Raw genomic sequence first — 26,958 nt, 5'->3', positions numbered from 1 at the left:
CAGAATGTTCAGCGGACTCAACAAAAAAGAAGCCAGACGGCTTGCAGCGCTGGAGTTGTTGAAGCACGAAGATAAAGAACGTGACAGCGCACTGGGGGAATTTGCGGCATTTGCCAGCCAGCTTATGGGTGTCGAAGGCTGTTTTGTCACGGTAATTGATGATGTGTTCCAGTACGTCAAATATGCTGCCAATCTCCCGGAAGTTGCGGGAATCACGCCGCTTGAGGAGACAATGTGTAAACACGTCTTCGCGCAGTCTGCGCCAGTGATTTGCAGCGACACGCGAAACGATCCCCGGTTTGCCCACCATCCGCTGGTGAAAGATGGTGCGGTGATTTTTTATGCCGCCGCTCCGCTCAGAGATAAAGAGGGCGACATGCTCGGCACGCTCTGCGTCAGCAACCGAACGCCGCTTACCCCTTCGACACAACAGATTGCGGATTTCCTGAGCATTGCCGCGCTGGCTTCTTCCTGGCTTGAATGCTGGAACTCGGTCGGCCAGATTGATGCTTTAACCGCTCTGCCGAACCGGCAAAACTTGCTCAGGGCGATCGAACGCATTGCGGCGGATGAACCGTCCGGTGAGTACACGCTGATCATTTTCGACTGCATTGATATGCCGAGAGCGTATGAATTGTCGCGCTATCTTGGGTTGAGCGCCGTCGAAAATATGCTGAAAAGCTTCGCGACTTTATTACAAGTGCGGCTCGGTTTGCGCGATCAATCGCCTCTCTATGCTTTTGCCACCGGTCGTTATGCCCTGTTAGTGAAAACCGATGAATCAGAAGCCGTTTTGCGTAAAGCGGCAAATCTGCCGCCCACCAGCGCGAAAATTACTGGTGATATTGAGATTTCGTTGAACATTCACGCCGGGTTTATTCATTTTGTGGCGGGCCAGACGGCGGTCAGAGAAATCTTTCGCCAGGCGATCAGCGCCCTGCACGAAGCGATACGACAAAATATCCCCCTGCTTGCCTTCGATTCCGCCATGGATCAAAAGCGCAATCGCGATTTCAAAATCCTCTACGATCTGGGCGAAGCCATCAAAACAGATAACCAGCTTTATCTGGTGTATCAGCCGAAAATCAACCTGCATAGCGGGCGTACCGAAGGGGTTGAAGCCCTGCTCCGCTGGAAGCATCCGCAGTTGGGGAATATTCCGCCGACGGTGATTATCTCGCTGGCGGAGCGTACCAGCCTGATGTCCGATATCACCCAATGGGTGGTGGCCACTGCCATCAAACAACTGGTGGCGTGGCGCAAAAACCACATCACCATCCCGATTTCGGTTAATTTAGCCGCCAGCGATTTGTCCAACGCCGGGTTTGCAAATGCGCTGGAAGAGAAAGTTCTTCAGGCCGGGCTGACCACTGCCGATTTGCGGGTTGAATGTCTGGAGACGGAGAAAGTGCTGGAAAACTCCATCGCCCTCGAAGAGCTGGATATGTTAAAAATGCGCGGCTTTAAAATCCTGCTCGACGACTTTGGCGCGGGCTACAGCAATATCAGTTATTTGCGTACTATTCCTATCGATATCATTAAGTTAGATCGTTCGCTTATTTGTAAAGTCACCAGTGATCGGGGCAGCCAAATTATCGCCCGCAACATTATCCAGATGCTGAAAGAGCTGGACTACATTGTGCTGGCGGAAGGCATTGAGGATGCAGAAACCGCGCAACTGCTTAAAGGTTTCGGCTGCGATGAAGCACAGGGATACTTCTTCTCAAAGCCCCTGCTTCCTGAACAGATCCCGGCCTGGCTGGCGCAAAACGATGGTTAAGCGTCAATCTTCCTGTAATTTGCGCCACAGGCTCATTTTACTGATCCCAAGGTGCCGGGCCACTTTCTGCTGATCCTGATTGTAACGTCGCAGATAAAGGGTAATAACCTGCCGCTCAATGTCGCGAACCAGCGCCTTGAGCGATCCTTTGTTCAGATCCACGGTCACAGCATCATTAATCGCTGCGGGTTTGTTACTGCCCGCCAGCGAAAAACCGGTCAGTGTCAGCAATTCATACAACGAATAGGTCGGAAATTCCCCTGACAACAACGCCAGACGCTCAAGGATAAAACGCAGTTCGCGGACATTGCCCGGCCAGTGCCAGCCGGTGAACAGATCGAGAAATTGCTCCAGCAGATGTTCTGCCTGCCACTCACAAAGAAACATCCCGGCCAGATAACGAATATCTTCCGGACGTTCCCGCAGCTGCGGAACCGCCAGCGGCAGCACATTCAGTCGGTAGTAGAGATCGCGGCGAAACCCGCCTTCCTCGCTCATCTTCTCCAGCGAACGATTGGTCGCGCCAATAATTCTGACATCGACCGGGATCACGTCTTTGCCGCCGATATGCATGATTTCATACTCCTGGAGCACCCGTAATAAGCGGCTCTGGATGGTCATTGGCAGTTCGCCAATTTCATCGAGAAACAGCGTTCCCTGATGCGCCAGCTCGATAAGCCCCGACTTTCCTTCCCGCCTGGCACCGGTAAACGCGCCGCCTTCATAACCAAAAAGCTCACTCTCCAGCAGGCTTTCCGGGATCGCCGCGCAGTTGATGGCGACAAACGGCCCGCGACTGCGCAGACTGTGGTTATGTATGCTCTGGGCAAACAGCTCTTTGCCGGTGCCGGACTCCCCGTAAATCATCACCGGAGAATCGGTGCGGGCATAAATTTGCGCCAGCTTTTTGATCGCCTGCATTTCACCGTTGGCGGTGAAGATATGATCGAAGGTATAGCGGGCATTGAACCCTTTTTTCTTAAGCTTGCCGCGCAGGATACGCTCCACCTTCTCTATCTGCGGCGTATCCGTAAAAGAGCAAACCACGCCAATGCAGCGTTTGCCCATAAATATCGGCACCCGGCTGGTGATAATGGAGGTGCTATCCAGCTCCTGCAATTCGCGGATCTCCGGCGCTGCGGTCAGCAGCACCTGGTTTATCCGTGTGTTTTTAATAATTGAATCAACAGGTTTACCTATTACCTGTGTTCCGCTCAAGCCGAAAATCTTTTCTGCGCTGCGGTTAAACACCTGAATTTCATTATTTTCATTGGTGACAATGATGCCTTCCGTAATGGACGACAAAATGATCTCCAGCCTGGCGGTATCCTGCGCTTTGCGTTTCGTTGTTTCCACTATCGCCAGTGCTTCACGCAGCGCGCTGTTCACCGATTCGACACCATTTTCGATCAGGATGCCCTGCATCGCATATTGCCTTGCACTATCGGTGACCGGAAAACCGCCGGTCACCGTGGCATAGCGGCGGCGCCGACACTGCTCCAGTTTTTCGGTCATATCGGCGTGCGATAAAAAAACAAATTCATCGATGGTGATATTCAGCGCCTGCGCAATAAGTAATACATCCGTTAAGTAGGTCTGGTAATTAAAAAAGGCAATATGCTGCGGATAATTTTTCAGCGGAATGAGCGATTTCAGTAAATCGGCAGTCGATGTCAGTATTTTAACCACCGGAATCTGCGTTGATTTTTCGATATATTCCGCTGTCCCTCCCCGGCTCAGAATAACATCGTAATACTCTGTATCAAGATTTCTGGCGATGCTGGCCGCTTTCTCGAGGCTGCCATGATAAACGTGGCAGTTAAAAATACCCGTACATTGTTCAGCGACTATTTCGCCCAGTTGCGGGTAAGGTGTAATTAATGCAAGGTTTGGCAGAGGATTCTTGTTCATGGCGATAATTTTCAATGTTGTCGTTTTATTAAATCAATATCACAGTTGATATTTCTAACACAATTGATATTGAGTCTGGCGTAGTGTTTTTTATTTTCATCAATTAAAAACATTAAAATTCATGATGTTAAGTCATTTCTTTCCTTTTTTGTTTTTTGGCATGGCGATTGGATTAATAACACCCGTGTGAAGTATATGCTTCCACAAATTATATTTTTATCTTACAAGGAAAAGGAATGAATAATAAGTCTGGTGTATTAAGTGGCGTCCGCGTTCTCGATCTTACTCGCGTTCTTGCCGGTCCTTACTGTGGAATGATGTTAGCTGATTTTGGCGCTGACGTGATTAAAATTGAATTACCGGGTAAAGGCGATGATGCCCGCGCAAACGCGCCGCAAATAAATGGCGAAAGCGCCTACTTTATGAATCTTAATCGCAATAAACGCGGTATTACGTTGAATCTGAAGTCTGAACAAGGGCGCGCTATTTTTCTTGAGATGGTGCGCAACAGCGATATTGTGCTGGAAAATTACCGTCCGGGTGTGATGGAAAAACTCGGCCTCGGTTATGAAGATCTGCACAAGGTGAATCCAGCCATTATTTATGGCGCGGTGTCGGGTTTCGGCCACACCGGCCCGTACGCTAAACGCGCGGGATACGACATTATCGGCCAGGCGATGAGCGGGCTAATGAGCACCACGGGCTGGGCCGATACCCCACCTACCCGCACCGGCACAGCGATTGCCGATGTGGTGGGCGGTATGAGCTGCGCCATCGGTGTCCTTGCCGCCTACGCCAACCGCCTGAAAACCGGGGTCGGCGACAAAGTGGATATCGCGCTAGTTGATGCGATGGTCTCGTCGCTGGAGATCATCAATATTATCTATCTGAACACCGGACGCATTCCGACGCGCATCGGTAACCGTTATGAGGCGATTTATCCCTACGATTCATTTCAGGCGCAGGACGGTTACGTCATTATCGCCTGTGGCAACGACAAGTTGTTTGGTCTGCTGAAACAGACGCTGAAAATCAGTGAACTGGAGGATGCCAGATTCAGCACCAATATCGCGCGCGTCACCCACCATGCAGAACTGAAAGCCATCCTTGAGCGCTGGACCGGCGAACACCCGATTGACCAGATCGTTGAGCTGCTGCTGGCGGCAGGGATTCCTGCGGCCCCTATCAACACCATCGACCGCGTCACCAAAGATCCACATATTGCCGTGGCGCGTGAAATGTTTGTCGATATTGAACATCCGGTGGCCGGTAAAATTACCATGACCGGTAATCAGGTTAAATTCTCCAACAACAAAACTTCCATCAGAATGCCCGCGCCAACGCTGGGCCAGCACAACCACGAAATATTAAAAGAACTGCTCAATTATTCCGATGCGGAAATAGAGCAGCTTATCAACGATGGTATTCTGTAAGGCCAACACCATGGGAAAATTTATTCAACTTACCGAAGTCGGACCGCGAGATGGCTTCCAGAATATTAAGCAGCCGATTCCGACAGAATTGAAAATTCGTATTATCGATAAACTGATCGCCGCCAGTGCGAAAAACATCGAAATAACCTCGATGGTCAGCCCGAAAGCGATCCCGCAAATGTCGGATGCCAAACAGGTCATTGCGCATGTGCTTGAAAAGCACCCGACGATAACGCCATGGGTGCTGGTGCCAAATAGCCGGGGAGCGCAATTAGCGGTGGAGAGTCAGATCTCGCGGGTGAATTATGTTATCTCCGTCAGTCCGGCGCATAACCAGGCCAATATTAACCGTACGCATCCGCAGTCGCTGGATGAGCTGGCGGCCATTCGCCAGGCGCATCCGGATCTGGAGATTTCGCTGTCGCTGGCCACCGCGTTTGGCTGCCCTTTTATCGGTGCCACCTGCACCGATACGCTGCTGGAGATGATCCGTTTCGCCGCGGATCTTGGCATTCACCACATTACGCTGTGCGACACCATCGGCGTGGCGAATCCCCGCCAGACTGCAGATCTTCTGCAACGCATCAGCGCCCGGTTCCCGCATCTCGATATCGGCCTGCATATGCATAACACGCACGGTATGGCGCTGGCCAACATGATGGCTGGCCTGCAAAACGGCGTGACGCGTTTTGAAACGGCGGTTGGCGGTCTTGGCGGTTGCCCCTTCGCACCGGGCGCCGCCGGAAATGCCGCAACGGAAGATGCGGTAAATATGTTTTCCCGCATGGGGTTCGATTGCGGAATATCACTCGATGCGCTGCTGGAGGTCTCTGCATTAATTCGTGAGTCCATTGAACCTGCGTTATTAAGCAGTTTATCGCATGCCCGAACTTACCGCGAATTTGCTTTTTACGATCCGCAATGCTGAATCTCCCGGGAATGAAATATGAAAAATAATATGGATAAACCCACCATGACGCATTACCGGTGGTGGGTAATGAGCTTTATCTTTGTTATCTACACCGTGGCAAATGCCGACAGGGCAAATATTGGTTTTGCCCTGCCCTTTATTCAGGAGGAATTTAATATCTCCAATACCCTGGCCGGTTTATTAATCAGCCTGTTCTTTGCCGGATATGCGCTGTTTCAAATCCCGGCCGGGTATGTCATTAAAAAATATGGTATGCGCAATGCATTTGCGCTCGGCATGTTTCTGACCTCCATTTTCACCGCCTTAATGGGCGTGGTGAATAATGTGCTGGTGCTGAAATTGCTGCGCTTCTTTGTTGGCGTCAGCGAAGCGCCGGTGGTGATTGGCTCGACGGCGACCATTAATCAGTGGTTTCCGGCGAAAGAAAAAGGCACCGCCACCGGCCTGTTTCTTGCTGGTTCAAAGTTCGGTCCGCTGATTGTTCCCGCCCTCTGTGCGTGGATCATCATGACGTGGGGCTGGCGTTATATCTTCGTCTTTTTCGCTATTCCCGGGGTTTTGTTGTCCATCTTTTGGTATTTCATGGTGCGTAACAAACCGGAAGAGAGCCGCTTTGTGAACAAACAGGAAGCGGCATACATTCGCGACGAGTTACCGGGTAATGCGCAACAACACGGAGAGGCGCCGCAGAAGGCCTGCTTCCGCTACTGCTGGCTGGACACCCTGATCCGCACCCGCCAGGTGGAGGAGCTCACCACCTCGAAGCAGGTGTTCAGGTGCTGGGATATTTATGGCGTGGCATTAGGCTACTTCTCGATGGTCGGCATTGTCAGCGTGCTGATGTCGTGGCTGCCGAAGTATTTGATCACCGAGCGCGGCTTCGATCTCACCAGCTCCGCCGCGCTGGCGGCCGCGCCTTTCCTCGGCACCGTGCTGGGCAATTTTCTCGGCGGCGTGCTTTCAGATCGGGTGCTGAATAAAAGACGTAAGCCGCTGATGTTGCTGAGCGCAGGTGCGACGATTTTCACCATGTATTCGCTGGTGTTTGCCCCTGAAAGCAAAGCGATTCTTTCTCTGATGCTGTTTATGCTCGGCCTGATGCTTTCTCTCGGTTATTCCGCCTATTCGGTGTATGCCATGGGCCGCGTCAGTAAAGAGATCTATCCCGTGGCCTACAGCGTGATCAATATGGGTGGACAACTCGGCGGCATGTGCATGCCGCTGATTGTCGGGGTCATCCTTGATCGCTGGAACTGGGATGCGGTGTTTATGACCATGACCGGCTTCTGCGTGTTGTGTTTTATGCTTGTTGCCACGGTCATTGAACCGTTATCGAAAGAGGTCACGGTGGTGCGTCGTTAAACGTCAGGGGGCGAAAGCCCCCTTTTCAGCCTGGCCGCAACGTGCGGCAAACGTTCAGCACAAACTGCCGTAGCCAGCGGTGCGCCGGGTCAACTTCCGAACGCGGATGCCAGAGCTGTGAAACGGTGATGCCGCGGGTTTTGACCGGCAGTTCAAATACGCAGAGCCCCTCGCTTGTCGCCTTATTCATCAGGAACGAGGCCGGAACCAGCGCAATCAAATCAGTGGCGCGCGCCACCGCCAGCGCAGCCGGAAAGCCCGGCACTACGGCGGCGATGTTGCGATTCAGCCCGGCATCGGTCAGCGCTTCATCCACCGGTCCGCTCAGTAGCCCGCGCCGTGAGGCGACAACATGCGCAAATGAGACATACTGTTCAACGCTCACTGCCTGCTGTTGCGCCAGCGGATGGCCGCTTCTGACGACGCCGACAAAACGATCGCGAAACAGCGCCTGTACGCGAATTTCCGGCCCCATTTCCCCCAGCACGCCAATCTCCAGATCGACCCGCCCCTCGCGCAGCGGTTTATCGCTTTTCTCCGCTTTCGGCGTAAAGCGCAGCGTTACGCCAGGCGCAATGGCAGCGGCTTGTGCAATTAGCGACGGGCCAAAGGCTTCAACAAAACCGTCGTTGGCACGCAGCGTAAACATCTGTCGCAAGCTGGCAATGTCCAGCACCGGCGTTGCCGGGCGCAATACCGCCCGTGCCTCGAAAACGGCGTTTTGCGTGCGTTCGCGAATGGCTTCGGCATAAGGCGTCAGCACCATCGTCCGCCCTGCCCGCACCAGCAGCGGATCGCCGGTGGTTTCCCGCAGGCGGCTCAGCGTGCGGCTCATCGCCGATGCGCTCAGCCCCAGCCTTCGGGCGGCAGCGGCAACGCTTCTTTCGGCCAGCAGAATATCCAGCGCAAACAGCAGATTCAGGTCCGGTTGTGTCATAGCAGGCTGTTTCTCATAGTGATTAATAAGATATGGCGTTTGCTGCACTGTATCAATGCAACTGCTGCGTCTTCCGCCATGTATCCCGCGAAAGTAGAGTCAATGCAAGCACAACTTATCCTGAGGTAATGATGGAATTGTTTACAGACCTGCCGGGCGACGAAGGGTTAGCGGGGCGTCAGCGCGCGCTGGCGCTGATTGCGCTGATGACCAGCACCACGATGGCCGTTTTTGATGGCGCGATGGTAAATATTGCCCTGCCGCAAATCGCCCGTGCGCTGCATGTCTCCGCCGGGGACGCCGTCTGGGTGGCGAATGGTTATCTGCTTTCTGCCGCCATGACGCTGGCTATTTTTGCTGCGCTTGCCGCCCGCATGGGGTTCCGCCCGCTGTTTGCCTGCGGGTTACTGCTGTTTACGCTGGCATCGCTGGGGTGCGCGTTATCCTCATCACTGTCGGTGCTGGTGACCATGCGCGTACTGCAAGGGATTGGCGGCGCGGCCACGCTCAGTATTGCACCAGCGATCCTGCGCTCAATTTTCCCCACGCGTCTGCTGGGACGCATTCTCGGCATCAACGCCCTGCTGATCGCCACCAGCACGGCGATTGCGCCGGTCATTGGCGGCGCTCTGCTGAGCGCACTGGGATGGCAATGGCTGTTTGCCATCAATATTCCGCTGGGCGCTATCGCACTGGCATTTGCCCTGCGCGTCATTCCGGGAAAAAGTACCAACGTTAGCGGGCCGTTTGATGTGCAGGGCGCGCTGTTCTCGGCGCTGATGCTGGGGGCGGCCATCATGGCGTCGACAGACATATCCTGCACAGGCACGGCCTGGGCTGCGATCGCGGTGGCGAGCGGGCTGGCGTTTGTGCGCCGTCAACAGCGGGCGCCGCAACCGTTGCTGCCGCTGGGGCTTTTTGCCTCGTCCCGTTTCTCTCTTGCTGCGCTCACCTCGCTGGCCTCGTTTATCAGCCAGGGCGTGACTTTTGTCGCGCTGCCATTTCTCTTTCAGAATGTTTATGGCTACAGCGCCTTTACCTCGGCTTTGCTGTTTACCGCCTGGCCGGTCGGCATCATTCTGGTGGCGCCGCATGCCGGGCGGCTGGCAGATCGCTATGCGCCCGCAAAGATTGCCACTGCCGGGTTACTGCTGTTCGCCGTTGGGTTGCTGCTGCTGGTGCTGCTGCCGCAAAATGCGGCGGCGTGGGATATCAGCCTGCGCGGACTGATCTGCGGAATGGGTTTCGGCTGTTTTCAAAGCCCGAACAACCGGGAGATGCTCGCCAGCGCCTCACGCGAGCACAGCGGCTATGCCTCTGGCGTGTTAGCCATTGTGCGCACCTTTGGACAGTGCCTTGGCGCGGCGCTGGTAGGCGTGATGCTGGCACTCTGCACGCCAACGCAGGAAGCGCTGGCGATACGGCTGGGATTGTGGCTGGCGATGATAGCGACGCTGCTGGCAATCGCCTTCAGTCTGAGCCGCCTGCGTCGCTTGCCGAATCAGGCCGTACGCTGAGCCAGCCAGACCGTGTGGCCGGCACAGTCGGGATCTTCCGCCCGCATCTCCAGCACGCGAAAGCCGATTGCCGCCAGGTGTTGCCGGTACTCTTCAGGCGCGAGGCTGGCGTGAAACAGCGGTTCGCCCTCAAATTGCCCGATGGCGATACCGTCCTCCGGCCCGCAGGTAAACATCAGTACACTGCCGGGATGGCTGTGGCGGGCAAAGTGGGCAAACATGCTGCGCTGATCGTCCTGGGTCAGATGGAAAAAGCTGTCCCAGGCGATCAGGCCGTCGAAGGTTTCCCCCAGCGTAAGCTGGCGCATATCCTGGTGAACCCAGCGCGCAGACGGAAAAGTCTGCCGGGCCCTTTCCAGCATTGCCTGCGCGCCGTCCACGCCGGTGAGATGAAAGCCCTGAGCGATAAACCATGCGGCGATCGGTTGACCATTGCCGCAGCCTATATCCAGAATCCGCCCATTCTCTGGTAAGCGCGCGGCGAATTTCTCCAGCCAGCTTTTTTCAAACAGCGCTTGCGAACGTTGCTGCGCGAACGCAGCGGCGTGACGTTGATAGAGGGAAAGAATGGCACTGGCGGCCTCAGAGCGACTCATACCAGCATTCCTTTCAGCTTCGCCAGCAGATACGCAGTCACCGACGTGGCGTCGCTGATTACACCTTCTGCGATCAGCGCTTCAAACTCACGCAGCCTTATTTTACGCGCTGTCAGGCCGACTTCTTCCGGTTCCAGCGAGGTCTGATGCTGGGTCAGATCTTCTGCAAGAAAGATATGATAGCCCTGGTTGGAGTAGCCCTGTGCCAGTTTCTGATAGCCGACATGGCGCATACGTCCGGCAATCAACCCGGTCTCTTCCTGAAGTTCCCCGGCGGCAACGCGCAACGGATCTTCCTCAGGCGCGCACTCCCACGATCCCTGCGGCAGTTCGAGGGTGCGTTTGCCAATCGGGTAACGGTACTGCTCAACGATGTACAGTGCATCGTCCTCGCGGGCAATAATCACCACGAAGTCGGGTTTCTCCACCACGGAATAGATCCCTTCATTGCCGTCGGCACGCAGAATACGGTCTTCGCGCAGGCGCATCCATTTATTGCGGTAAACTTCGGTGCTGGCGAGGGTTTTGATGTCGGACATCATTATTCTCCTGGGATGAGGTCGCATTCCATATCAAAGCAGCGCAGATCGGCTCGCGCCATTTTTGAGTGATACCGGCTTTCCTGTATAACGCGAAACCCTTGTTGTTGATAGAAACGGCAGGCATTCGGCGTTGATGCCAGCGTCAGGCGGGTAAAACCGCGGCGTCGTGCTTCCTGCTTCAGCGCAGCGATGATGGCCGAGGCCAGGCCTCTGCCGCTCCACTGCGGCAGGGTGAAAATGGCTTCCACATTGCCAGTGCGCAGATCGAGATACCCGCTGGCAACGGGGATATTCTCCGGCGTGACGGCAACATAGAACGGGTTCTCTTCGATCACCACACGGTAATTGTCCGGCATGGCTTGCGGTGTCCAGGCCTCGATCACTTCCGGTGAATAGACCGCTTTACACCCCTGCTGGATCGCTGCGTTGCGAATGTGCCACAACGTTTCGGCTTCTTCAGGCACCGCCAGTCTGATCGTCATACGCGCTCCTTTGCTGAAAATGATATTTACCATATCAATACCAGCCGCGCTGTGTTCGCTTTTTTCGCCCGAAAATTCGCCGGAAGGATTCTGCCAGAGAATGCAGCACTCCATAAAAAAGGAGATGGCGCCTGAATTACCGCCATCTCCTTCGGGGTTACGGCTGGCGGCAATCAGGGAATGAGATCACAGTTGCAGGCAGCGCCGCCTTCACCGGCCAGGCAAAGGATATGACACACCTCGTTCCAGTCCGGTTCGCTGCTCCTTTCCGGGGGCGCTGCCGCGATATTCATCGATAATCCAAATAACAGCATTGAGAGTAATGCGTTGAATTTTTTCATAATACATCTCCTTTTGTATTACGGGTTTCATGGTGCCCTTTGAAACCTAACATGCAACCGCAGCCGGAAAACATTATGGCTATCTGATTCGCTGTGTTTTGCGCTGTACTGGCGTAAAGGGTGCTGGCGTAAGATTAATCTTATTTTTTGCGTTGAGATGGTAAAGCAGGAGATGATTGCGTTGGTTGACAGTAACGCTACTTTTGCAACATTTGATTAAACGACGTGCAACATTCAATGCTTTAGCGCAAATTTCATTCGAAAGTCGCGCTGAGAAACGATGCCGTCAACCGGAGTGAAAAATCGCTGTTTACCTGAATAAAAATCACACAGTTTGTAAGGAAATTCTCGTCATTTCATCCGGTTAAAAATTATGTTATCAGTATCAGCCTGCAAACTGAAAGACGTGCATTTTCAGGCGCGTCGCCCCTGTGAGGCCGAAAGATGATGGAACCTGTCGTTTACGTTGTCGATGATGATAATGCCGTCAGAAAATCAATTGTCCGGCTGTTGGCATCCGAAGGTTATCGCGCCATCGACTTCGCGTCCGCGGAGTCATTTCTCTCTCATCCCCTTGTCGGCGTTCCGGCCTGTTTGATCCTCGATTTAAACATGCCGGTGGTGAATGGTTTTGATGTTGCCAGCGCGTTAAAAGATCGCGGGCGCGAGCTGCCGATTATCTTTCTGACGGGATTTGGCACCATTCCACTAACCGTGCAGGCAATGAAAGCCGGTGCGCGAGAGTTTCTGACTAAACCCGTGGAACCGGAGCGTTTGCTGGCTGCGGTGGTGGATGCCCTGAAAGGCGCCGAGCAGGAGTTTGAACAGCAGCAGGCGAACTTTGCGCTCAAACAGCGCCACCTCTCTTTAACGCCGCGCGAGCAGGAAGTGTTTGAACTGGCGATCAGCGGCTTGCTGAATAAGCAGATCGCCGCAGAGCTCGGCGTCAGCGAAATCACCGTCAAAGTGCATCGCCGTCGGGTGATGGACAAAATGCAGGCCCGCTCGCTGGCGGATCTGGTGCATGCCGCCGGAAGCCTGCAAATCGCCAAATCCCGCAGCCGTTAATCGCTGGCGGGCACGGTAAAGGAGAACAGACTGCCAAACGGCGTTCTTGCCTGCGCCGTCAGCTTCCCCTGATGCCGTTCAATAATGGTGTGACTGATGGTCAGCCCCATCCCCATTCCCTGCGCTTTGGTGGTGTAGAACGATTCAAACAGGCGGGCCTGCACTTCGGCATCCATTCCGCTGCCGGTATCGGCAATGGCGCACAGCAGTTCACCCGGCTGCGAGTTTTGCGTGCTGAGCGTCAGCACCCGCGGGCGCGAATCCACCTCGGCCATCGCTTCAATGGCATTCATTACCAGATTCAGCAGCACCTGCTGGATCTGCACGCTGTCGCCGCAAAACAGGCTATTGGCGGCCTGCAACCGGTAATCGACAGCAATATGCCGCCGCTCAAGTTCGCTGCGCGACAGGGTCAGAATATGGTGCAGCAGCGCGTGCAGATCGAGGCGTTCAAACACCGGCGGCTGGCGGCGCGTCAAGGATTGCAGGCTGCGGATCACCTCGCCTGCGCGCTGCCCTTCGCTAATAATTTCCTCCAGCCCGGTGCGGATGTTTTCAATCGGCAGCGGATCGCGGTTAAGCCAGCGCAGGCTGGCGCCCGCGTTGGAGACAATCGACATCAGCGGCTGGTTAATCTCATGGGCAATTGATGAGGTCAGTTGCCCGACGGTGGTTGCCCGCGAAACGCGCGCCAGTTCGGCCTGTGCCACGCGTACCGCATCTTCATTTTGCCGTTGGGTGGTGATATCGGTGATGGTGCCAAAATATTCATGCACCGTTTCACCGCTGGCCGCTACCGGATCGCCGATGCCGAGGATATAACGCACCTCGCCGTCGGCGCGGATAATACGGAACTCCGCCTGCATGGTTAACCCCTGCGCGACGCTGCGGGTCACCAGCGCGCTGATATGCGCATGGTCGTCAGGATGCACATAGGTGAGAAACTCGGCCATCGAAATCAGCTTGCGTTTCTCCGGTAGCCCCAGAATGCGCGCATACTCATCCGACATATGCATCAGATCCTGCTCCAGCTCCCAGCGCCAGGTTCCTGTGTGGCTGATCTGCTCGCCGAGCATCAGCGAGGTCTGGCTGGCGCGCAGCTCTTTTTCCACCCGGCGGCGCTGAATATTCTCCTCCAGCAGTTCAGCGTACAGACGCGCCGTTTCCAGCGAAACCGCCGCATGCGCGCCAAGCAGGTTTACCACGCGGGAGTGCCCGGCGGTAAACACGTCCGGCATCAGGCGATTCTCCAGATAGAGTGCCCCCACCAGCCGCGCCTGTTTAAACATCGGCACGCACATTACAGCCGCGCCGGAGGTTAACAGATAGGGATCCTGGCTGAATGGGCTGTACTCTTCCGGCCTGCCGGTGCGGATCTCCTGTCCGGTACGGATCACTGCCGCCAGCACCGACAGCGGTAAATCCGTCGCCAGCGGCGTTTCGTTCAGTACCTGTACGCGCACCCCTTCGTTGCTGGTGTGTGCGCTGGCTTCAATCAGCGGGATAGTGTCGTCCAGTACGCGGATTAACAAGCCGCGCTGTGCGCCTGCCCGTTCCAGCAACATGGTCATCAGGATCTGGATCAGCCGCTCAAGATTGATCTCTTCGGAGAGCGCGCGCGAGGCTTTGATGATGCTTTGCAGATCGCGAATTTCATCATTTTGCGCAAACGCAATGGTGTCATACGGCGTACTGGCCGCCTTCGCGACAAGGTGCGGGTGCGTCTGTTCGAGCTGACGCACTTTGCCGTGCGCGCCAACGCGGCCCCAGGCGGCGATTGCCCCGCGAAACCAGGCATCGGCAATCGTTGGATAACCGCAGGTGCGGGCAAATTGCCCGGCCAGTTCGTGCGCCAGCGCGTTGCTTGGGTTAAAGCCCGCTTCGCGCGACAGCTTGATGGCTTTCTCATACTGACCAATGGCGATACTGTTCATCCCGTCAAGCCGGACGATCTCGGCGTACAGCAGTGCCTCTTTGTCGCTGACGGTCGCCGGATTGAGTCGCGCCCAGCGCGCGATCGGGTTGTAGTGCTGATTAAGCCGCTGGCGATGTGCGGCGGAAAAGGTATCCGGCGTCAGTTGCATCGACAACGACAGCGCGCTGTAGAGATGGTAATCGAGCAGATTGACGTGTCCGGGCGCGGACCAGGCAAAACGTCCCGCTTCCAGCAGGCTGCTTTCCGCCTGCGCATATTCACCGGCAAAGAAGTGCGCCATTCCGCGATAAAGCCAGAACCAGAACAGCATGGTCGGCGGCGGTGTTGCCGGTAGCAGTGATTCCGGCAACACGGCTTTACCGCTAAACACCGGCTGGGGTGTTCGCAGGTACTCAACAAAGTGACGTTGTAACAGAAGGACGGTATCCATATCCGAAAAACGTGTTTCGCGCACGAAGGCCAGCCCGCGTTCTATATAACTCAGTACCACATCAAGCGGGTCGCCGCAGGCCAGGCTGTTGCTGACCTCACGGAAGGAGGCGAAGCAGGCAATAGTGAGATCGCCATGCGCAACCGCAGCGGTGAAACAGTTTCTGGCGCACTGGACGGTATGCGACAACGGCTGGATCCAGACGCTGCTGCGCCCCAGCGCCACCAGTGTTTTGGCAGCGTAATCATGAAAACCGTGGCGCGTGACCAGATCCTGTGCCAGCGTGCCGTAGCGAAAGCCCTGCTCATACTCGCCATACCGCTCGCCAATCATCACGCCAAACCACGCCAGTGCGGCAGTGGATGCGCCCGTCAGCCCGCGCTCCAGCGTCAGTTGCAGTATCCGGCAGAGCAGCAGGAAATGCAGGCGTGGACAGTGAAAACTGGCGTACAGACTGGCGCTTCCCAGCAGGTTCATCAGCACATCCGTTTCGCGGTGGTTCATGCGCGGCAACGCCATAAACGCGCTGGCGGGCTGCGTACCGATAAGGGATGAAATCTCCTGCCAGGCTTCGTCGCACTCCGCATCGTCCGGCTGGCGGCTCACGTGAATACCGAACACGGAGAGCCAGCTCAGCGTGGTGTCGAGCGCCTGTGAATAGCTGGAGCGGCGGATATGCACCTCCGCCAGTACACTGGCGGCATGGGCTTTTTCCACCAGCCCGCCCGGCGAGGCCAGCAGCGTTTCGCACGATGCGCGTGCGGTAGCGAGATGGCCCAGCAGAAGTTCGCATTCTGCCCGCTGTAAATCGAGCGCGAAGAGATCGCCGCTGTCGGCGCTGAGCGTGCGCGCGGTCTGTAAATAACCCAGCGCGGAAGCGTAATCGCCGCTGCGTTTGGCCTGCCGGGCGGCATGGGCACAAAGTTCGCTGAACTTCTGCCGCTGTGGCGCAAGCTGGATACTGTCGATCGCCGCCGTGACATGGTGGATGGTGCGAAACAGGATCTCGTTACCTGGGGTTTGCCGCGCTTCATCAGCCAGCAGGCTGGCGGCCCGCAGATGTAACTGACGGCATACGGACAAGGGCAGCGCGGCGCTTGCCGCCTGCTGAATGCGCTCATGGGTAAAAGTGTATTCGTCGGCGTTGAGAGTAATTAACTGCACGGCCACCGCCGGATGCAGGTGCAAACGGAGCTCGCCAGGCGTTATCTCCAGTATGCGGCTTGCCAGCGACACCCCGCCCGCGCTGCCAAGGCAGGCCAGATGAGCGAGCAGCGTACGGGTCTCATCCGGCATCTGTTCCAGTTGTTGCAGCACCAGACTGATAACGTTTTCGCTGTAGTAACGGGCGCGAATCGCCGCCAGATCATAGTGCCAGCGCCCCTGATAGCTGTTATGACTCACCAGCCCGTCTTCGACGATGCGTTTAAAAAATTCATGGGCAAACAGCGGATTACCGCCGGTTTTTTCATGGATCAGTTTTGCCAGATCAACGGTCGATGCCGGGCGGGTCTGAAAAACGATCGCCAGCCAGCGCGCCACGGCTTTGACGGAGAGGGGTTGCGGCTCGCACGCTGTCGTTCGCCGGGCGGCGCTGCGCAGGCGTACCAGCGTGGCGGCAAACTCCTCATCCCCGAGCGACGGCAGATCGCGGTGCGATACCACCATCAGCAGCGGCAAGGCGTGGCTGTGCTGTAACAGGTACTCCAGCAGTTGCAGGCTGGCGTCATCGATCCAGTGCAGATTGTCGATCAGTATGACCAGCGGGCAACCGGGCGTGGCAAATACACTCACCAGGCGCAACACCATATGATTAAAGCGGGCGCGGGCATCCAGCGCGACGCTGTCAATGAAAGGCGCGGGTTTACTCCCCAGCAGCAGACCCAGTTCCGGCGCGAGGCTGACCGCCAGCCCTTCATACCCGGCCAGCGCGACGGAGAGCCGTGATTTCCAGCGCGTCACCTCTTCGGCGGGTAGCCCCAGCAAATGCAACGCCAGCGAGCGAAATGCCGCCGTCAGCGCGCCAAGCGGCAGCACCGAGCTGTACTGCTCCACTTTGCCAAGCGCAATTAGCGTCGGGCGTTGCAGAAACAGTTTCAGCGCCGAGGCCATCAGCGAAGATTTCCCCATCCCGGACGGTCCGCTGAGGGTGACCAGCATCTGTTTACCACTGTGGTTAACCTCTTCCAGCGCCGCAACCAGTTCGCCCGCCTGCGGATGTGCGCGGTACAACGTATTGGCAAAGTGCAGCGACGGAGAGCGATCCTGTAAACCGGGCGTAAACGCCGGAATGCCCTGCTCCGGCGTCAGCGTGGCCTGGCATCGGCGCAGATCGGCGATCAGGCCATCAATGGTCTGATAACGTTTCTCCGGCGATTTGGCCAGCAGCTTCAGCAGGATGGTCGACAGCATCGGCGGTAACCCTTCCCGCAGGCTGTGCGGCGCGGCAGGTTCAGAGGCAATATGATGCAGCGTCCACTCTGCCTGCCCGCCTTCGGGCAGATCGAACGGCAGCACGCCGGTCAGTAATTCATACAGAACGATGCCCAGACTGTAGAGATCGCTACGGCTGTCAACGGCATGATGGGTGCGGGCGGTGTGTTCCGGTGACATATACGCCAGTGTGCCGCCGGAAAGCGGCAGCCAGTTTTGCGCCCGCGCTTCACTGCTGTTGGTGGCAAGGCCAAATCCGCCGAGACGGCAGTGCTCCCCGCTAAGAAAAATGTTTCCCGGCTTGATATCGCCGTGAATGAGATTGCGGTGATGCATCTGGCGCAGCGGCGCGCAGATACGTAAGGCCAGCTCCAGCCAGCTGGCGATGCAGGCCATCGGCTGAGCGGTCATCCGGGTGAGCGTCTCAAAAGCAAATGTCGGATAGACCAGCGCAAAACGGCCATGATATTGCGCGCTGGCGACAGGCGTGACCGCCCAGCTACTCTCCAGTTGCCCGCGCAGCGCCAGCTCATTTTTCAGCAACTGGCTGGCGCGCGGTTCGGCATCGTCGCTGACGGCGGTGGCGAGGATAAAGGCGTCGCTGCCCCACGGGTAATGGGCATTCATCCAGGCAATGCATCCTTCCTGCGCCAGTGGCGTATAGATGGCGTCATCCTGCACAGTAAAAGGCTGCCCTGCGTTGTGTTCACTGGTTTCCGGCCGCAACCGAAGACGCGAAGCGTCGCTCATGGATTATCCTCGATGTTGGTCAACACGCGCTGAACATATTCAAGGAGGATATCGATATCGATGGGTTTGCGCAAAAAAGCAACGGCACCGGGTTTGCCCGCGTACCGTTGCCAGGTTTCGTCGTCGTGGCCGGAGATAAAGATCACCGGCGGCGGTGCCGGGCTAAGCTGCAACCTCTCAAACAGCATTGCGCCGCTCATGCCCTTCAGTTTGAGATCCGCAATCACCAGCGCAATCGCAGGCTGCGCCGGGCCATCGTTGAGAAACGCTTCCGCCGAGGGAAATGCTATCGTGGCGTAGCCCTCCGATTGCAGCAAATTACTCAATCCGCTACGGACGGAGGGTTCATCATCAACAATGGCAATACGCCGGGGTTGCGTCATGCGATTTCCTCTGGCCTCAGTCATCCTGGCGCGGCGGCGAGTCTGGGGGTTCAGGCCGCGGCGCACCGCTAATTTTCGGGACACACTCGTGGCGGAACCACGTCATGGTCAGCGGCTGTCGGGCCAGCAGACGGCGGGTTACCGGTACGAGTTGCTCCCCCACCAGCATGCCGAACAATCCGAGTAGCGCAACCACCGGCGGCGCGGGTGAGTGAACGCCCAGTAAAGCATAAATAACGCCAGCCAGAAGACCGACCAGGAGAGAAACGATCCAGGTTTTCATGGGTTTACCCCGCCGTTGTGTGGGTCATTAGCGTGGCGATCAGCCATTCGCCCACCAGCATGCCGAGCAGCCCGACCAGCGCAATCGCCGGCGGCGCGGGAGAACGTACCTTCAGCAGCGCGTACATCACGCCAATCAGCACGCCTGCGGCAAAGGAAATCAGTCCGATACTCATGGCAAACTCCTGCCGAAAAGGGAAATGCTGACCGGCGAATACCGGCCAGCGTGCTGCTTAGCGTGCCGGAACCGGCGCCAGCGTGCGGTGACCCGCTTTGGCGCGGGACGGCGCTTTATGCACCATGGTGTAGGCGTAATCAACGCCCATGCCGTAGGCGCCGGAGTGCTCTTTAACAATCGCCATCACTGCGTCATAGGTTTCGCGGTGCGCCCAGTCGCGCTGCCACTCCAGCATCACCTGCTGCCAGGTTACCGGGATCACGCCCGCCTGGATCATGCGCTGCATTGCGTAGTCGTGCGCTTCTTTTGAGGTGCCGCCGGAGGCGTCCGCCACCATATAGATTTCGTAATCGCCTTCCAGCATCGCGCACAGGGAGAAGGTGTTGTTGCACACTTCGGTCCACAGGCCGGAGACCACCACTTTACGTTTGCCGTTGGCAGCCAGCGCGTCACGCACTTTTTGATCGTCCCAGGAGTTCATGGAGGTACGTTCCAGAATGTCCTTCTCCGGGAATACATCCAGCAGTTCCGGGTAGGTATTGCCGGAGAAACTTTCGGTTTCAACGGTGGTGATGATGGTCGGGATATTGAACACTTTGGCGGCTTTCGCCAGCGCAACGGTGTTGTTTTTCAGAACCTGGCGGTCAATGGACTGTACGCCAAAGGCCATCTGAGGCTGGTGATCGATAAAGATTAACTGACAGTTAGCCGGGGTCAGGACTTCAAGCTTTGAGGTTGTCATATTTACACCCATTAGGTTAAAGGAGCTGGAGCTACGTTCAGACAGCAAACGACAGGGCTTCGCTATCGGTGGCTGCATGGTAGGCTGCGCTCCCCCGGCCCGACTATTATCTGATGGTATAACTATCCTTTCGTATACCTATACTTTGGTACAACTGGTCTTTTTTCCGCCGCGCTTTACATAATTCATTCCAGATGCTTATCGGCTCAACAGGGCCGCCAGACTGGAGGAAGTATGGATTTGCTCGCACATGCAGAACTGATATTGCTCAATGGCCAGTTTCACACCGTTGATCGGGAAAACCCGCTCGCCGATGCGGTCGCCATCCGTGACGGAAAATTCGTTAAAGTGGGCAGTGAAGCCGAGGTGATGGCGTACCGCGGCGAACGCACTCAGGTTGTCGATTTACACGGCCATACGGCGATCCCCGGATTAAACGACTCGCACCTGCACCTGATTCGCGGCGGGCTTAACTACAATCTCGAACTGCGCTGGGAAGGCGTTCCGTCGCTGGCCGATGCGTTGCGCATGCTGAAAGAACAGGCATTGCGCACGCCGTCACCGCAGTGGGTGCGCGTAGTCGGCGGCTGGACAGAGTTCCAGTTTGCGGAGCGCCGTATACCGACGCTGGATGAAATCAACGACGCCGCGCCCGATACCCCGGTCTTTATTCTGCATCTCTACGATCGCGCCCTGCTCAACCGCGCGGCGCTGAAAGTGGTGGGTTATACCCGCGATACGCCAAACCCGCCGGGCGGCGAGATCCAGCGCGACAGCAACGGTAATCCGACCGGCATGCTGATTGCCCGCCCGAATGCGATGATCCTTTACGCCACGCTGGCGAAAGGGCCGAAACTGCCGCTGGAGCAGCAAGTTAACTCCACCCGCCAGTTTATGCGCGAGCTGAACCGTCTGGGGCTGACCAGCGCCATTGATGCGGGCGGCGGTTTCCAGAACTACCCGGAAGATTACGCGGTGATCGCCGAACTGCATGAGAAAAAGCAGATGACGATCCGCATCGCCTACAACCTGTTTACGCAGCGGCCCGGCCATGAACTGGAAGATTTTGAAAAATGGACCGACATGCTGACGCCAGGCCAGGGCAGCGATTTCTTCCGCCATAACGGCGCGGGCGAAATGCTGGTCTTCTCGGCGGCGGATTTTGAAGACTTCCTCGAACCGCGCCCGGATCTGGCGCCGGGAATGGAAGAGGAGCTGGAACGTGTGGTGCGTCATCTGGTTGAGCACCGCTGGCCGTTCCGTCTGCACGCGACTTATAACGAATCCATCAGCCGCATGCTCGACGTGTTCGAAAAAGTGAACCGCGAGATCCCGTTCAACGGCCTGCACTGGTTCTTTGATCACGCCGAAACCATTACCGAAGCTAATATCGAACGCGTAAAAGCGCTCGGCGGCGGTATCGCCGTTCAGCACCGCATGGCGTTCCAGGGCGAATATTTCGCTGAGCGCTACGGCCAGCAGGCCACCAAACAGACGCCGCCGGTGGCGAAAATGCTGGAAAACGGCCTGCCGGTTGGGCTGGGCACCGACGCCACCCGCGTGGCGAGCTACAACCCGTGGACGGCGCTCTACTGGCTGGTTTCCGGCCGCACTGTCGGTGGCATGCAGATGTACGATCACAGCGCCCGTCTCGATCGCGATACCGCCCTGCTGCTGTGGACGCAGGGTAGCGCCTGGTTCTCCAGCGAACAGGGGAAAAAAGGCCAGATCAAAGCCGGTCAACTGGCGGATCTCGCCATTCTGAGCAAGGACTACTTCCGCGTGCCGGAAGAGGAGATCAAAGGGATTGAGTCGGTACTGACGGTGGTGGGCGGCGATATCGTCTACGCCGCAGGTCAGTTTGGCCCGCTGGCGCCGCCGGCTATTCCGGTGGTGCCGGAGTGGTCGCCGGTGGTCAAGGTTCCGGGTCATTATCGTAGCGCACCGCCGCAGGCGGCCCGTGTCGGTCAGGCGGCGGGTGTTCATCACTGTTCCGGCCCGTGCGGAGTTCACGTTCATCAGCACGATATCGCCCGTGGCAATGCCATGCCGGTATCCGATGAGAACGCGTTCTGGGGCGCGCTCGGCTGTAGCTGCTTTGCGTTCTGACATCATGAAAACGTCAACTGACTTTGCGCCCCGTATTGATGCGGGGCTGTTCTTCCTGCGCCTGACGGGCAGCCTGTTACTGCTGTATGTGCACGGGCTGCCGAAGGTGTTCCATTTCAGCGAAGAACTGACGCGTATCGAAGATCCGTTTGGTCTTGGGCCTTATATGAGCCTGCTGCCCGCGATTTTCGCCGAGGTGATCTGCCCGCTGTTTATTATGGCGGGCGTGGCGACGCGACTGGCCTGCGTGCCAATCATCGTGGTGCTGCTGGTGGCGATGCTGGCGGTGCATCCTGACTGGTCCATTGCCGAAGGGCAATTCGGCTGGCTGCTGCTGATCATCTTTACTACGCTTTTGCTGACCGGCCCTGGAAGCTGGCGAATACGACGGACGGCAAAAGGAGCGATTGCATGACCCAGCAAAACGAACTGAAAGCAGCGGTGACAGTGTCACCTGCTCAGCCTTCCGCCTCAGCGTGGCAACCGTTGCATCAGCGCGTTTTCCGCATGCTATGGATTGCGACCGTGGTCTCCAATATCGGCTCATGGATGAGCGATATCGGCGTGAACTGGACAATGCTCTCGCTGAGCGCCGATCCGCTGGCGGTGGCGCTGGTGCAGGCCGCCAGCAGCCTGCCGATGTTCCTGTTTGTCCTGCCCGCAGGCGTGCTGGCCGATATTATCGAGCGACGCAAGATCCTGCTCTTCTCTCAGGTATGGTCGTTCTGTGCGGCTGCCGGGCTTGCCCTGCTCTCTTTTACCGGCAACGTCACGCCGGAAGTGCTGCTGGCAGCGACCTTTTTACTCAGTACCGGCGCGGCGCTCAGCTCGCCCGCCTTTCAGGCGATTGTGCCGGATCTGGTCGACAAGCAGGAGCTGAGCCCGGCGATTGCCCTCAACTCGCTGGGCATCAATATCAGCCGCGCAATCGGTCCGGCGCTCGGCGGGTTGATCCTGTCGTTTGCCGGCCCGTGGATGGTGTTCCTGCTTAATGCTCTGTCGGTGGTCGGCGTGGCGGTAGTGTTGCACCGCTGGAAACCGCAGGCCACGGTGCAGCGCCTGCCACCGGAGCACTTTTTCACGGCCATTCGTGGCGGCCTGCGCTACGTTCACGCCGCGCCGGTGCTGCAAAATGTGCTGGCGCGCACCGTGGCGTTCTTTCTGTTTGGCAGCGCTGGCTGGGCGATGCTGCCGCTGGTGGCGCGTCGTGAACTGGGCCTTGGCCCGGGCGGTTACGGCATTATGCTGGCCTGTATTGGCGTCGGGGCAATTTGCGGCGCGGTAGTACTACCGAAATTGCGCAAACGGCTGAATGCCGATCAGATGATGGTGGCGGCGAGCCTGCTGTTTGCTATCACCATGCTGGCGCTGGCGTTTATCCGCCATGTCTGGCTGCTTAATGCCTTTGAATTTTTCACCGGCTTTTCCTGGATTGCCGTGCTCTCGACGCTGAATGTCGGCGCGCAGCGCAGCGCCGCCCGCTGGGTGAAAGCGCGTGCGCTGGCGGTCTACCTGACGGTGTTCTTTGGTTCGATGACCGTCGGCAGCGCGATCTGGGGGAAACTGGCGTCGGAATTCGGCGTGGCGTGGTCGCTGTGTGCGGCAACCGTTGGCATGGTGCTGGGCGCGACGACGGTCTTGCGCTGGCGGCTGGAAAAAGATGCCGCGCTGAATCTCGATATTCTCGATCCGGCAGGTGGCACGGCGAATATCACCATCCCCCACGAGCGTGGGCCGGTGATGGTGAGTTGTGAGTACCGCATTGATCCGCAGGACGCCCATGAATTCACCCTTGCGATGCAGGATATGCGCCGCGTCAGACGTCGTACCGGCGCCATGGGCTGGGCGGTGTATGAAGATGCGGTACAGCCAGGTGTGTTTGTCGAAACCTGGGTGATGGGATCGTGGATAGAACATTTACGTCAGCACGAGCGGCACACGGTGAACGATCAACGTATCCGTGAGCGCGTGCTGGCTTTTCATCAGAGCGATGAACCGCCGGTTGTCCGGCATCTGGTTGCGCCCGCCGGGCGATAATCGGTGTTAACCCACTACTTAACAATGAGGTAAGCAGATGAGCACAATCAAAACGCAGGATGGTACTCAGATTTATTACAAAGACTGGGGTGCGGGTAAGCCGGTTCTCTTCAGCCACGGCTGGCCGCTGGATGGTGACATGTGGGATAGCCAGCTTAATTTCCTCGCTGAGCGTGGTTATCGTGTTATTGCCTTTGACCGTCGCGGTTTTGGTCGTTCCGATCAGCCGTGGAACGGTTACGACTACGACACCTTTGCCTCCGACATTAACGATCTGATTACGGCGCTGGATTTGCAGGGCGTGACGCTGGTGGGCTTCTCGATGGGCGGCGGCGATGTGACGCGTTACATCGGCCGCTACGGCACCTCTCGTGTGGCCGGGCTGGTGCTGCTTGGCGCGGTGACGCCGATTTTCGGTAAAACCGCCGATCACCCGGAGGGTGTCGATAAGAGCGTATTCGATGGCATTAAAGATGGCCTGCTCAAAGATCGCGCGCAGTTTATCAGTGATTTTGCTACCCCGTTCTACGGCCTGAATGCCGGGCAGAAAGTTTCCGACGGTGTACTGACGCAAACGCTGAATATCGCCCTGCTGGCGTCGCTGAAAGGTACGCTGGACTGCGTTACCGCCTTCTCCGAAACCGACTTCCGCCCGGATGTGGCGAAAGTGGATGTCCCGACGCTGGTGATCCACGGCAGCAACGATCAGATCGTACCGTTCGAAGCCACCGGTAAACTGTCCGCGCAACTGATCAAAGGCGCGGAACTGAAAGTGTACGAAAACGGCCCGCACGGTTTTGCCGTTACTCATCAGGATCAACTGAATGAAGACCTGCTGGCATTCCTGAGCAAACTGTAACGTCTGAGTGAAAGCAGAAACCGGGCATCAGCGCCCGGTTTTTTTACGATTTTTTGTGGAACAACTGGCTGGCTGTATCGCTTAGAACCTGCACCGCGCCCCGATCGCCCTTCATCATCGAGGCCATAAAGGCTTTGGCCTGTTTCAGGGTGATATGCGGCGGTAACGGCGCGACTTCCGGATCGGTTTTCACCTCCAGCAATACCGGGCGATCTGCCTGCAATGCCTGTAGCCAGGCCGCCCTTAGCGCCTCCGGCGTATCGACAAAAATACCCTGCAAGCCCAGTGAGCGGGCAAACTCGGCATAGCGAACATCCGGCACCTGTTGCGTGGCTTCAAAGCGCGGATTGCCTTCCATCACTCGCTGCTCCCACGTTACCTGGTTGAGATCCTGGTTGTTGAAGACGCAGATAATCAACCGTGGATCCTGCCACTGCTGCCAGTATTTCTGCACGGTAATGAGCTCGGCCATGTTGTTCATCTGCATTGCGCCATCGCCGACCAGCGCCACGACGGGTTTTTCCGGCGCGGCAAATTTCGCCGCAATGGCGTACGGCACCGCCGCGCCCATACAGGCCAGCCCGCCAGAGAGCGACGCGCGCTGCCCCTGCTTCACACGGTAATCGCGGGCGAACCAGTTGGCGCAGGAGCCGGAATCGGAGGTCACAATGGCGTTTTCCGGCAGCAGTGGCGACATTTCCCACACCACGCGCTGTGGGTTTACCGGCCTGGCTGGTGCCATCGCGCGCTGCTCCATCACCTGCCACCATGTCTGAACCTGACGGGCGATCTCCTCCTGCCAGCTACGGTCTTCTTTGTGCGTCAGCAACGGCAACAGCGCCTGCAACGTTTCTGCGGCATCGCCGTGTAGCGCCACCTCGCAGGGGTAACGCAGGCCGAGCATCGCCGGATCGATATCAATTTGCACCGCGCGCGCCTGGCCTTCCGGCGGCAGAAACTCCGTCCACGGGAAGCCGCTGCCGATCATCAGTAGCGTGTCGCACTGCTGCATCAGTTTCCAGGAAGGCTCCGTTCCCAATAGCCCAATCGAGCCGGTGACAAACGGCGCATCATCCGGCAGAACGTCTTTACCGAGCAGCGCTTTGGCGACGCCTGCGCCAAGCACATTGGCGGCCTGTACCACTTCCACGGCGGCATTGCGTGCGCCCGCGCCGATCAGAATGGCCACTTTTTTCCCGGCATTCAGCACCTCTGCTGCGCGTTGCAGATCGCGATCATGCGGGATAACGCGCGGGCGCTGATAACCGGCAGCTGAGTGGGTAAACCCGTGCGTATGCGCCGGTGGCTGCCACTCCTCATCCTGAATGTCTTTCGGCAGGATCACCACGCCAACGCCGTTCTGCGCAATGGCAATGCGCACGCCACGATCCACCAGATGGCGAACCTGTGCCGGTGATGCCGCTTCCTGCACGAAATTCGCCACATCAGCAAAGACGCGGTCGAGGTTCATCTCCTGCTGATAACTGGCACCGCGCGCGGTGCTTTCTGCCTGGCCGCTGATCGCCAGTACCGGGGCGTGATCCATTTTGGCGTCATACAGCCCGGTTAACAGATGCGTGGCGCCTGGCCCGCCCGTCGATAAGCAGACCCCCAGCTCACCGGTGAATTTGGCATGGCCGACCGCCATAAACGCGGCCATCTCTTCATGGCGTACCTGGATAAATTCGATGCCGTCCCCGGCTTTGTTGGCGCGCTGGATTGCCCCGAGCACACCATTTATGCCATCGCCAGGGTAACCGTAAATGCGCGTTACGCCCCACTCTTTCAGGCGTTTGACAAAGAAATCGCTTGTTTTCATGCTCACTGAAATGTTCTCCTTGCGCGTGGATAACAGTCTTTAAAGGTAGACGATGCCAGGCGCGGCTCTGGCGGTTATCCGCTGAACAAACGCGGGAATA

Annotated in this window: 22 protein-coding genes; 10 read left to right on the top strand and 12 right to left on the bottom strand. The window is 57.2% G+C overall.

Going from position 1 to position 26,958, the window contains the following annotated elements:
• The first annotated feature begins 4 nt into the window (after nucleotides 1-4).
• Nucleotides 5-1,780 carry an EAL domain-containing protein gene (locus tag CWM66_RS00745; protein ID WP_035885726.1) on the top strand — a complete coding sequence of 592 codons (1,776 nt, stop codon included), beginning with the start codon at nucleotides 5-7 and terminating at the stop codon, nucleotides 1,778-1,780.
• Between the two features lie 3 nt (nucleotides 1,781-1,783).
• Here the strand turns inward: CWM66_RS00745 and CWM66_RS00740 are convergent, their stop codons facing one another.
• Nucleotides 1,784-3,691 (bottom strand): sigma-54-dependent Fis family transcriptional regulator, encoded by a 1,908-nt coding sequence (locus CWM66_RS00740; RefSeq protein WP_199200026.1) that lies wholly within the window; start codon nucleotides 3,689-3,691, stop codon nucleotides 1,784-1,786.
• 236 nt (nucleotides 3,692-3,927) lie between these two features.
• On the opposite strand from CWM66_RS00740, the gene CWM66_RS00735 reads away from it, so the two are divergent.
• From CWM66_RS00735 to CWM66_RS00725, 3 genes are read left to right on the top strand one after another with little or no spacing between them, the layout of a single operon-like run.
• Nucleotides 3,928-5,124: a CaiB/BaiF CoA-transferase family protein gene (locus tag CWM66_RS00735; protein ID WP_107146129.1), complete on the top strand. Its 1,197-nt coding sequence runs from the start codon at nucleotides 3,928-3,930 to the stop codon at nucleotides 5,122-5,124.
• Nucleotides 5,125-5,134: 10 nt separating this feature from the next.
• Nucleotides 5,135-6,052 carry a hydroxymethylglutaryl-CoA lyase gene (locus tag CWM66_RS00730; RefSeq protein WP_107146128.1) on the top strand — a complete coding sequence of 306 codons (918 nt, stop codon included), beginning with the start codon at nucleotides 5,135-5,137 and terminating at the stop codon, nucleotides 6,050-6,052.
• Nucleotides 6,053-6,070: 18 nt separating this feature from the next.
• Nucleotides 6,071-7,417, top strand: a complete 1,347-nt coding sequence (locus tag CWM66_RS00725; protein WP_107146127.1) for an MFS transporter — start codon at nucleotides 6,071-6,073, stop codon at nucleotides 7,415-7,417.
• A 25-nt stretch (nucleotides 7,418-7,442) separates the two neighbouring features.
• Here CWM66_RS00725 and CWM66_RS00720 read toward each other — a convergent pair whose 3' ends face one another.
• Nucleotides 7,443-8,354: a LysR family transcriptional regulator gene (locus CWM66_RS00720; RefSeq protein WP_090396875.1), complete on the bottom strand. Its 912-nt coding sequence runs from the start codon at nucleotides 8,352-8,354 to the stop codon at nucleotides 7,443-7,445.
• 131 nt (nucleotides 8,355-8,485) lie between these two features.
• On the opposite strand from CWM66_RS00720, the gene CWM66_RS00715 reads away from it, so the two are divergent.
• Nucleotides 8,486-9,871 (top strand): MFS transporter, encoded by a 1,386-nt coding sequence (locus CWM66_RS00715; RefSeq protein ID WP_107146126.1) that lies wholly within the window; start codon nucleotides 8,486-8,488, stop codon nucleotides 9,869-9,871.
• Here the strand turns inward: CWM66_RS00715 and CWM66_RS00710 are convergent.
• From CWM66_RS00710 to CWM66_RS29040, 4 genes are all read right to left on the bottom strand, one after another.
• The gene (locus CWM66_RS00710; RefSeq protein ID WP_007375042.1) at nucleotides 9,856-10,467 is read right to left on the bottom strand and encodes a class I SAM-dependent methyltransferase; all 612 of its coding nucleotides are present in this window, start codon (nucleotides 10,465-10,467) and stop codon (nucleotides 9,856-9,858) included. The genes CWM66_RS00715 and CWM66_RS00710 overlap by 16 nt on opposite strands.
• Nucleotides 10,464-11,006: an NUDIX hydrolase gene (locus CWM66_RS00705; protein ID WP_007375043.1), complete on the bottom strand. Its 543-nt coding sequence runs from the start codon at nucleotides 11,004-11,006 to the stop codon at nucleotides 10,464-10,466. The genes CWM66_RS00710 and CWM66_RS00705 overlap by 4 nt, the downstream gene beginning before the upstream one ends.
• 2 nt (nucleotides 11,007-11,008) lie before the next feature.
• On the bottom strand, nucleotides 11,009-11,491 hold the full coding sequence (locus CWM66_RS00700; protein ID WP_107146454.1) for a GNAT family N-acetyltransferase: 483 nt from the start codon (nucleotides 11,489-11,491) through the stop codon (nucleotides 11,009-11,011).
• 173 nt (nucleotides 11,492-11,664) lie between these two features.
• Nucleotides 11,665-11,832 (bottom strand): hypothetical protein, encoded by a 168-nt coding sequence (locus CWM66_RS29040; protein ID WP_167287353.1) that lies wholly within the window; start codon nucleotides 11,830-11,832, stop codon nucleotides 11,665-11,667.
• Between the two features lie 447 nt (nucleotides 11,833-12,279).
• Here CWM66_RS29040 and CWM66_RS00695 point away from each other — a divergent pair, with 447 nt between their 5' ends.
• Nucleotides 12,280-12,900, top strand: a complete 621-nt coding sequence (locus CWM66_RS00695; protein WP_007375046.1) for a response regulator transcription factor — start codon at nucleotides 12,280-12,282, stop codon at nucleotides 12,898-12,900.
• Here the strand turns inward: CWM66_RS00695 and CWM66_RS00690 are convergent.
• The 5 genes from CWM66_RS00690 to CWM66_RS00670 are packed head-to-tail and all read right to left on the bottom strand — an operon-like array spanning nucleotide 12,897 to nucleotide 20,034.
• On the bottom strand, nucleotides 12,897-18,449 hold the full coding sequence (locus CWM66_RS00690; protein ID WP_107146125.1) for an AAA family ATPase: 5,553 nt from the start codon (nucleotides 18,447-18,449) through the stop codon (nucleotides 12,897-12,899). The two genes, CWM66_RS00695 and CWM66_RS00690, sit on opposite strands and share 4 nt — an antisense overlap.
• The gene (locus tag CWM66_RS00685) at nucleotides 18,446-18,832 is read right to left on the bottom strand and encodes a response regulator transcription factor (protein ID WP_007375048.1); all 387 of its coding nucleotides are present in this window, start codon (nucleotides 18,830-18,832) and stop codon (nucleotides 18,446-18,448) included. The genes CWM66_RS00690 and CWM66_RS00685 overlap by 4 nt, the downstream gene beginning before the upstream one ends.
• A gap of 16 nt (nucleotides 18,833-18,848) precedes the next feature.
• The gene (locus CWM66_RS00680) at nucleotides 18,849-19,115 is read right to left on the bottom strand and encodes a XapX domain-containing protein (protein ID WP_007375049.1); all 267 of its coding nucleotides are present in this window, start codon (nucleotides 19,113-19,115) and stop codon (nucleotides 18,849-18,851) included.
• Nucleotides 19,116-19,119: 4 nt separating this feature from the next.
• Entirely contained in the window at nucleotides 19,120-19,290 is a 171-nt protein-coding gene (locus CWM66_RS00675; RefSeq protein ID WP_107146124.1) for a DUF1427 family protein, read from the bottom strand.
• Between the two features lie 57 nt (nucleotides 19,291-19,347).
• Nucleotides 19,348-20,034: a hydrolase gene (locus tag CWM66_RS00670; RefSeq protein ID WP_007375051.1), complete on the bottom strand. Its 687-nt coding sequence runs from the start codon at nucleotides 20,032-20,034 to the stop codon at nucleotides 19,348-19,350.
• 234 nt (nucleotides 20,035-20,268) lie between these two features.
• Between CWM66_RS00670 and CWM66_RS00665 the strand changes: the two genes are divergently transcribed.
• The 4 genes from CWM66_RS00665 to CWM66_RS00650 are packed head-to-tail and all read left to right on the top strand — an operon-like array spanning nucleotide 20,269 to nucleotide 25,039.
• Complete coding sequence (locus tag CWM66_RS00665; protein ID WP_107146123.1) at nucleotides 20,269-22,143, top strand: amidohydrolase; 1,875 nt, start codon at nucleotides 20,269-20,271, stop codon at nucleotides 22,141-22,143.
• A gap of 4 nt (nucleotides 22,144-22,147) precedes the next feature.
• Entirely contained in the window at nucleotides 22,148-22,558 is a 411-nt protein-coding gene (locus CWM66_RS00660) for a DoxX family protein (RefSeq protein WP_007375053.1), read from the top strand.
• Nucleotides 22,555-24,180: an MFS transporter gene (locus CWM66_RS00655; RefSeq protein ID WP_007375054.1), complete on the top strand. Its 1,626-nt coding sequence runs from the start codon at nucleotides 22,555-22,557 to the stop codon at nucleotides 24,178-24,180. Before CWM66_RS00660 ends, CWM66_RS00655 begins: the two co-directional genes overlap by 4 nt.
• 37 nt (nucleotides 24,181-24,217) lie before the next feature.
• Nucleotides 24,218-25,039, top strand: a complete 822-nt coding sequence (locus tag CWM66_RS00650) for an alpha/beta fold hydrolase (protein WP_007375055.1) — start codon at nucleotides 24,218-24,220, stop codon at nucleotides 25,037-25,039.
• A gap of 43 nt (nucleotides 25,040-25,082) precedes the next feature.
• On the opposite strand, the gene CWM66_RS00645 is transcribed toward CWM66_RS00650, so the two are convergent.
• The gene (locus CWM66_RS00645; protein WP_187775363.1) at nucleotides 25,083-26,864 is read right to left on the bottom strand and encodes a thiamine pyrophosphate-requiring protein; all 1,782 of its coding nucleotides are present in this window, start codon (nucleotides 26,862-26,864) and stop codon (nucleotides 25,083-25,085) included.
• Nucleotides 26,865-26,958: the final 94 nt, after the last annotated feature.

Origin of the sequence: Kosakonia sp. H7A, from assembly GCF_003028445.1 — a bacterium.
In the GTDB taxonomy this organism is placed as follows: Bacteria; Pseudomonadota; Gammaproteobacteria; order Enterobacterales; family Enterobacteriaceae; genus Kosakonia; species Kosakonia radicincitans.
Note: the sequence above shows the minus strand (reverse complement) of the source record. Positions and strands in the feature narration are given on the sequence as shown.

Bases quoted from the DNA above. Each gene is read 5' to 3' on its own strand.
- CWM66_RS00745 (WP_035885726.1), top strand. From the start codon at position 5: ATGTTCAGCGGACTCAACAAAAAAGAAGCCAGACGGCTTGCAGCGCTG.
- CWM66_RS00740 (WP_199200026.1), bottom strand. From the start codon at position 3,691: ATGAACAAGAATCCTCTGCCAAACCTTGCATTAATTACACCTTACCCG.
- CWM66_RS00735 (WP_107146129.1), top strand. From the start codon at position 3,928: ATGAATAATAAGTCTGGTGTATTAAGTGGCGTCCGCGTTCTCGATCTT.
- CWM66_RS00730 (WP_107146128.1), top strand. From the start codon at position 5,135: ATGGGAAAATTTATTCAACTTACCGAAGTCGGACCGCGAGATGGCTTC.
- CWM66_RS00725 (WP_107146127.1), top strand. From the start codon at position 6,071: ATGAAAAATAATATGGATAAACCCACCATGACGCATTACCGGTGGTGG.
- CWM66_RS00720 (WP_090396875.1), bottom strand. From the start codon at position 8,354: ATGACACAACCGGACCTGAATCTGCTGTTTGCGCTGGATATTCTGCTG.
- CWM66_RS00715 (WP_107146126.1), top strand. From the start codon at position 8,486: ATGGAATTGTTTACAGACCTGCCGGGCGACGAAGGGTTAGCGGGGCGT.
- CWM66_RS00710 (WP_007375042.1), bottom strand. From the start codon at position 10,467: ATGAGTCGCTCTGAGGCCGCCAGTGCCATTCTTTCCCTCTATCAACGT.
- CWM66_RS00705 (WP_007375043.1), bottom strand. From the start codon at position 11,006: ATGTCCGACATCAAAACCCTCGCCAGCACCGAAGTTTACCGCAATAAA.
- CWM66_RS00700 (WP_107146454.1), bottom strand. From the start codon at position 11,491: ATGACGATCAGACTGGCGGTGCCTGAAGAAGCCGAAACGTTGTGGCAC.
- CWM66_RS29040 (WP_167287353.1), bottom strand. From the start codon at position 11,832: ATGAAAAAATTCAACGCATTACTCTCAATGCTGTTATTTGGATTATCG.
- CWM66_RS00695 (WP_007375046.1), top strand. From the start codon at position 12,280: ATGGAACCTGTCGTTTACGTTGTCGATGATGATAATGCCGTCAGAAAA.
- CWM66_RS00690 (WP_107146125.1), bottom strand. From the start codon at position 18,449: ATGAGCGACGCTTCGCGTCTTCGGTTGCGGCCGGAAACCAGTGAACAC.
- CWM66_RS00685 (WP_007375048.1), bottom strand. From the start codon at position 18,832: ATGACGCAACCCCGGCGTATTGCCATTGTTGATGATGAACCCTCCGTC.
- CWM66_RS00680 (WP_007375049.1), bottom strand. From the start codon at position 19,115: ATGAAAACCTGGATCGTTTCTCTCCTGGTCGGTCTTCTGGCTGGCGTT.
- CWM66_RS00675 (WP_107146124.1), bottom strand. From the start codon at position 19,290: ATGAGTATCGGACTGATTTCCTTTGCCGCAGGCGTGCTGATTGGCGTG.
- CWM66_RS00670 (WP_007375051.1), bottom strand. From the start codon at position 20,034: ATGACAACCTCAAAGCTTGAAGTCCTGACCCCGGCTAACTGTCAGTTA.
- CWM66_RS00665 (WP_107146123.1), top strand. From the start codon at position 20,269: ATGGATTTGCTCGCACATGCAGAACTGATATTGCTCAATGGCCAGTTT.
- CWM66_RS00660 (WP_007375053.1), top strand. From the start codon at position 22,148: ATGAAAACGTCAACTGACTTTGCGCCCCGTATTGATGCGGGGCTGTTC.
- CWM66_RS00655 (WP_007375054.1), top strand. From the start codon at position 22,555: ATGACCCAGCAAAACGAACTGAAAGCAGCGGTGACAGTGTCACCTGCT.
- CWM66_RS00650 (WP_007375055.1), top strand. From the start codon at position 24,218: ATGAGCACAATCAAAACGCAGGATGGTACTCAGATTTATTACAAAGAC.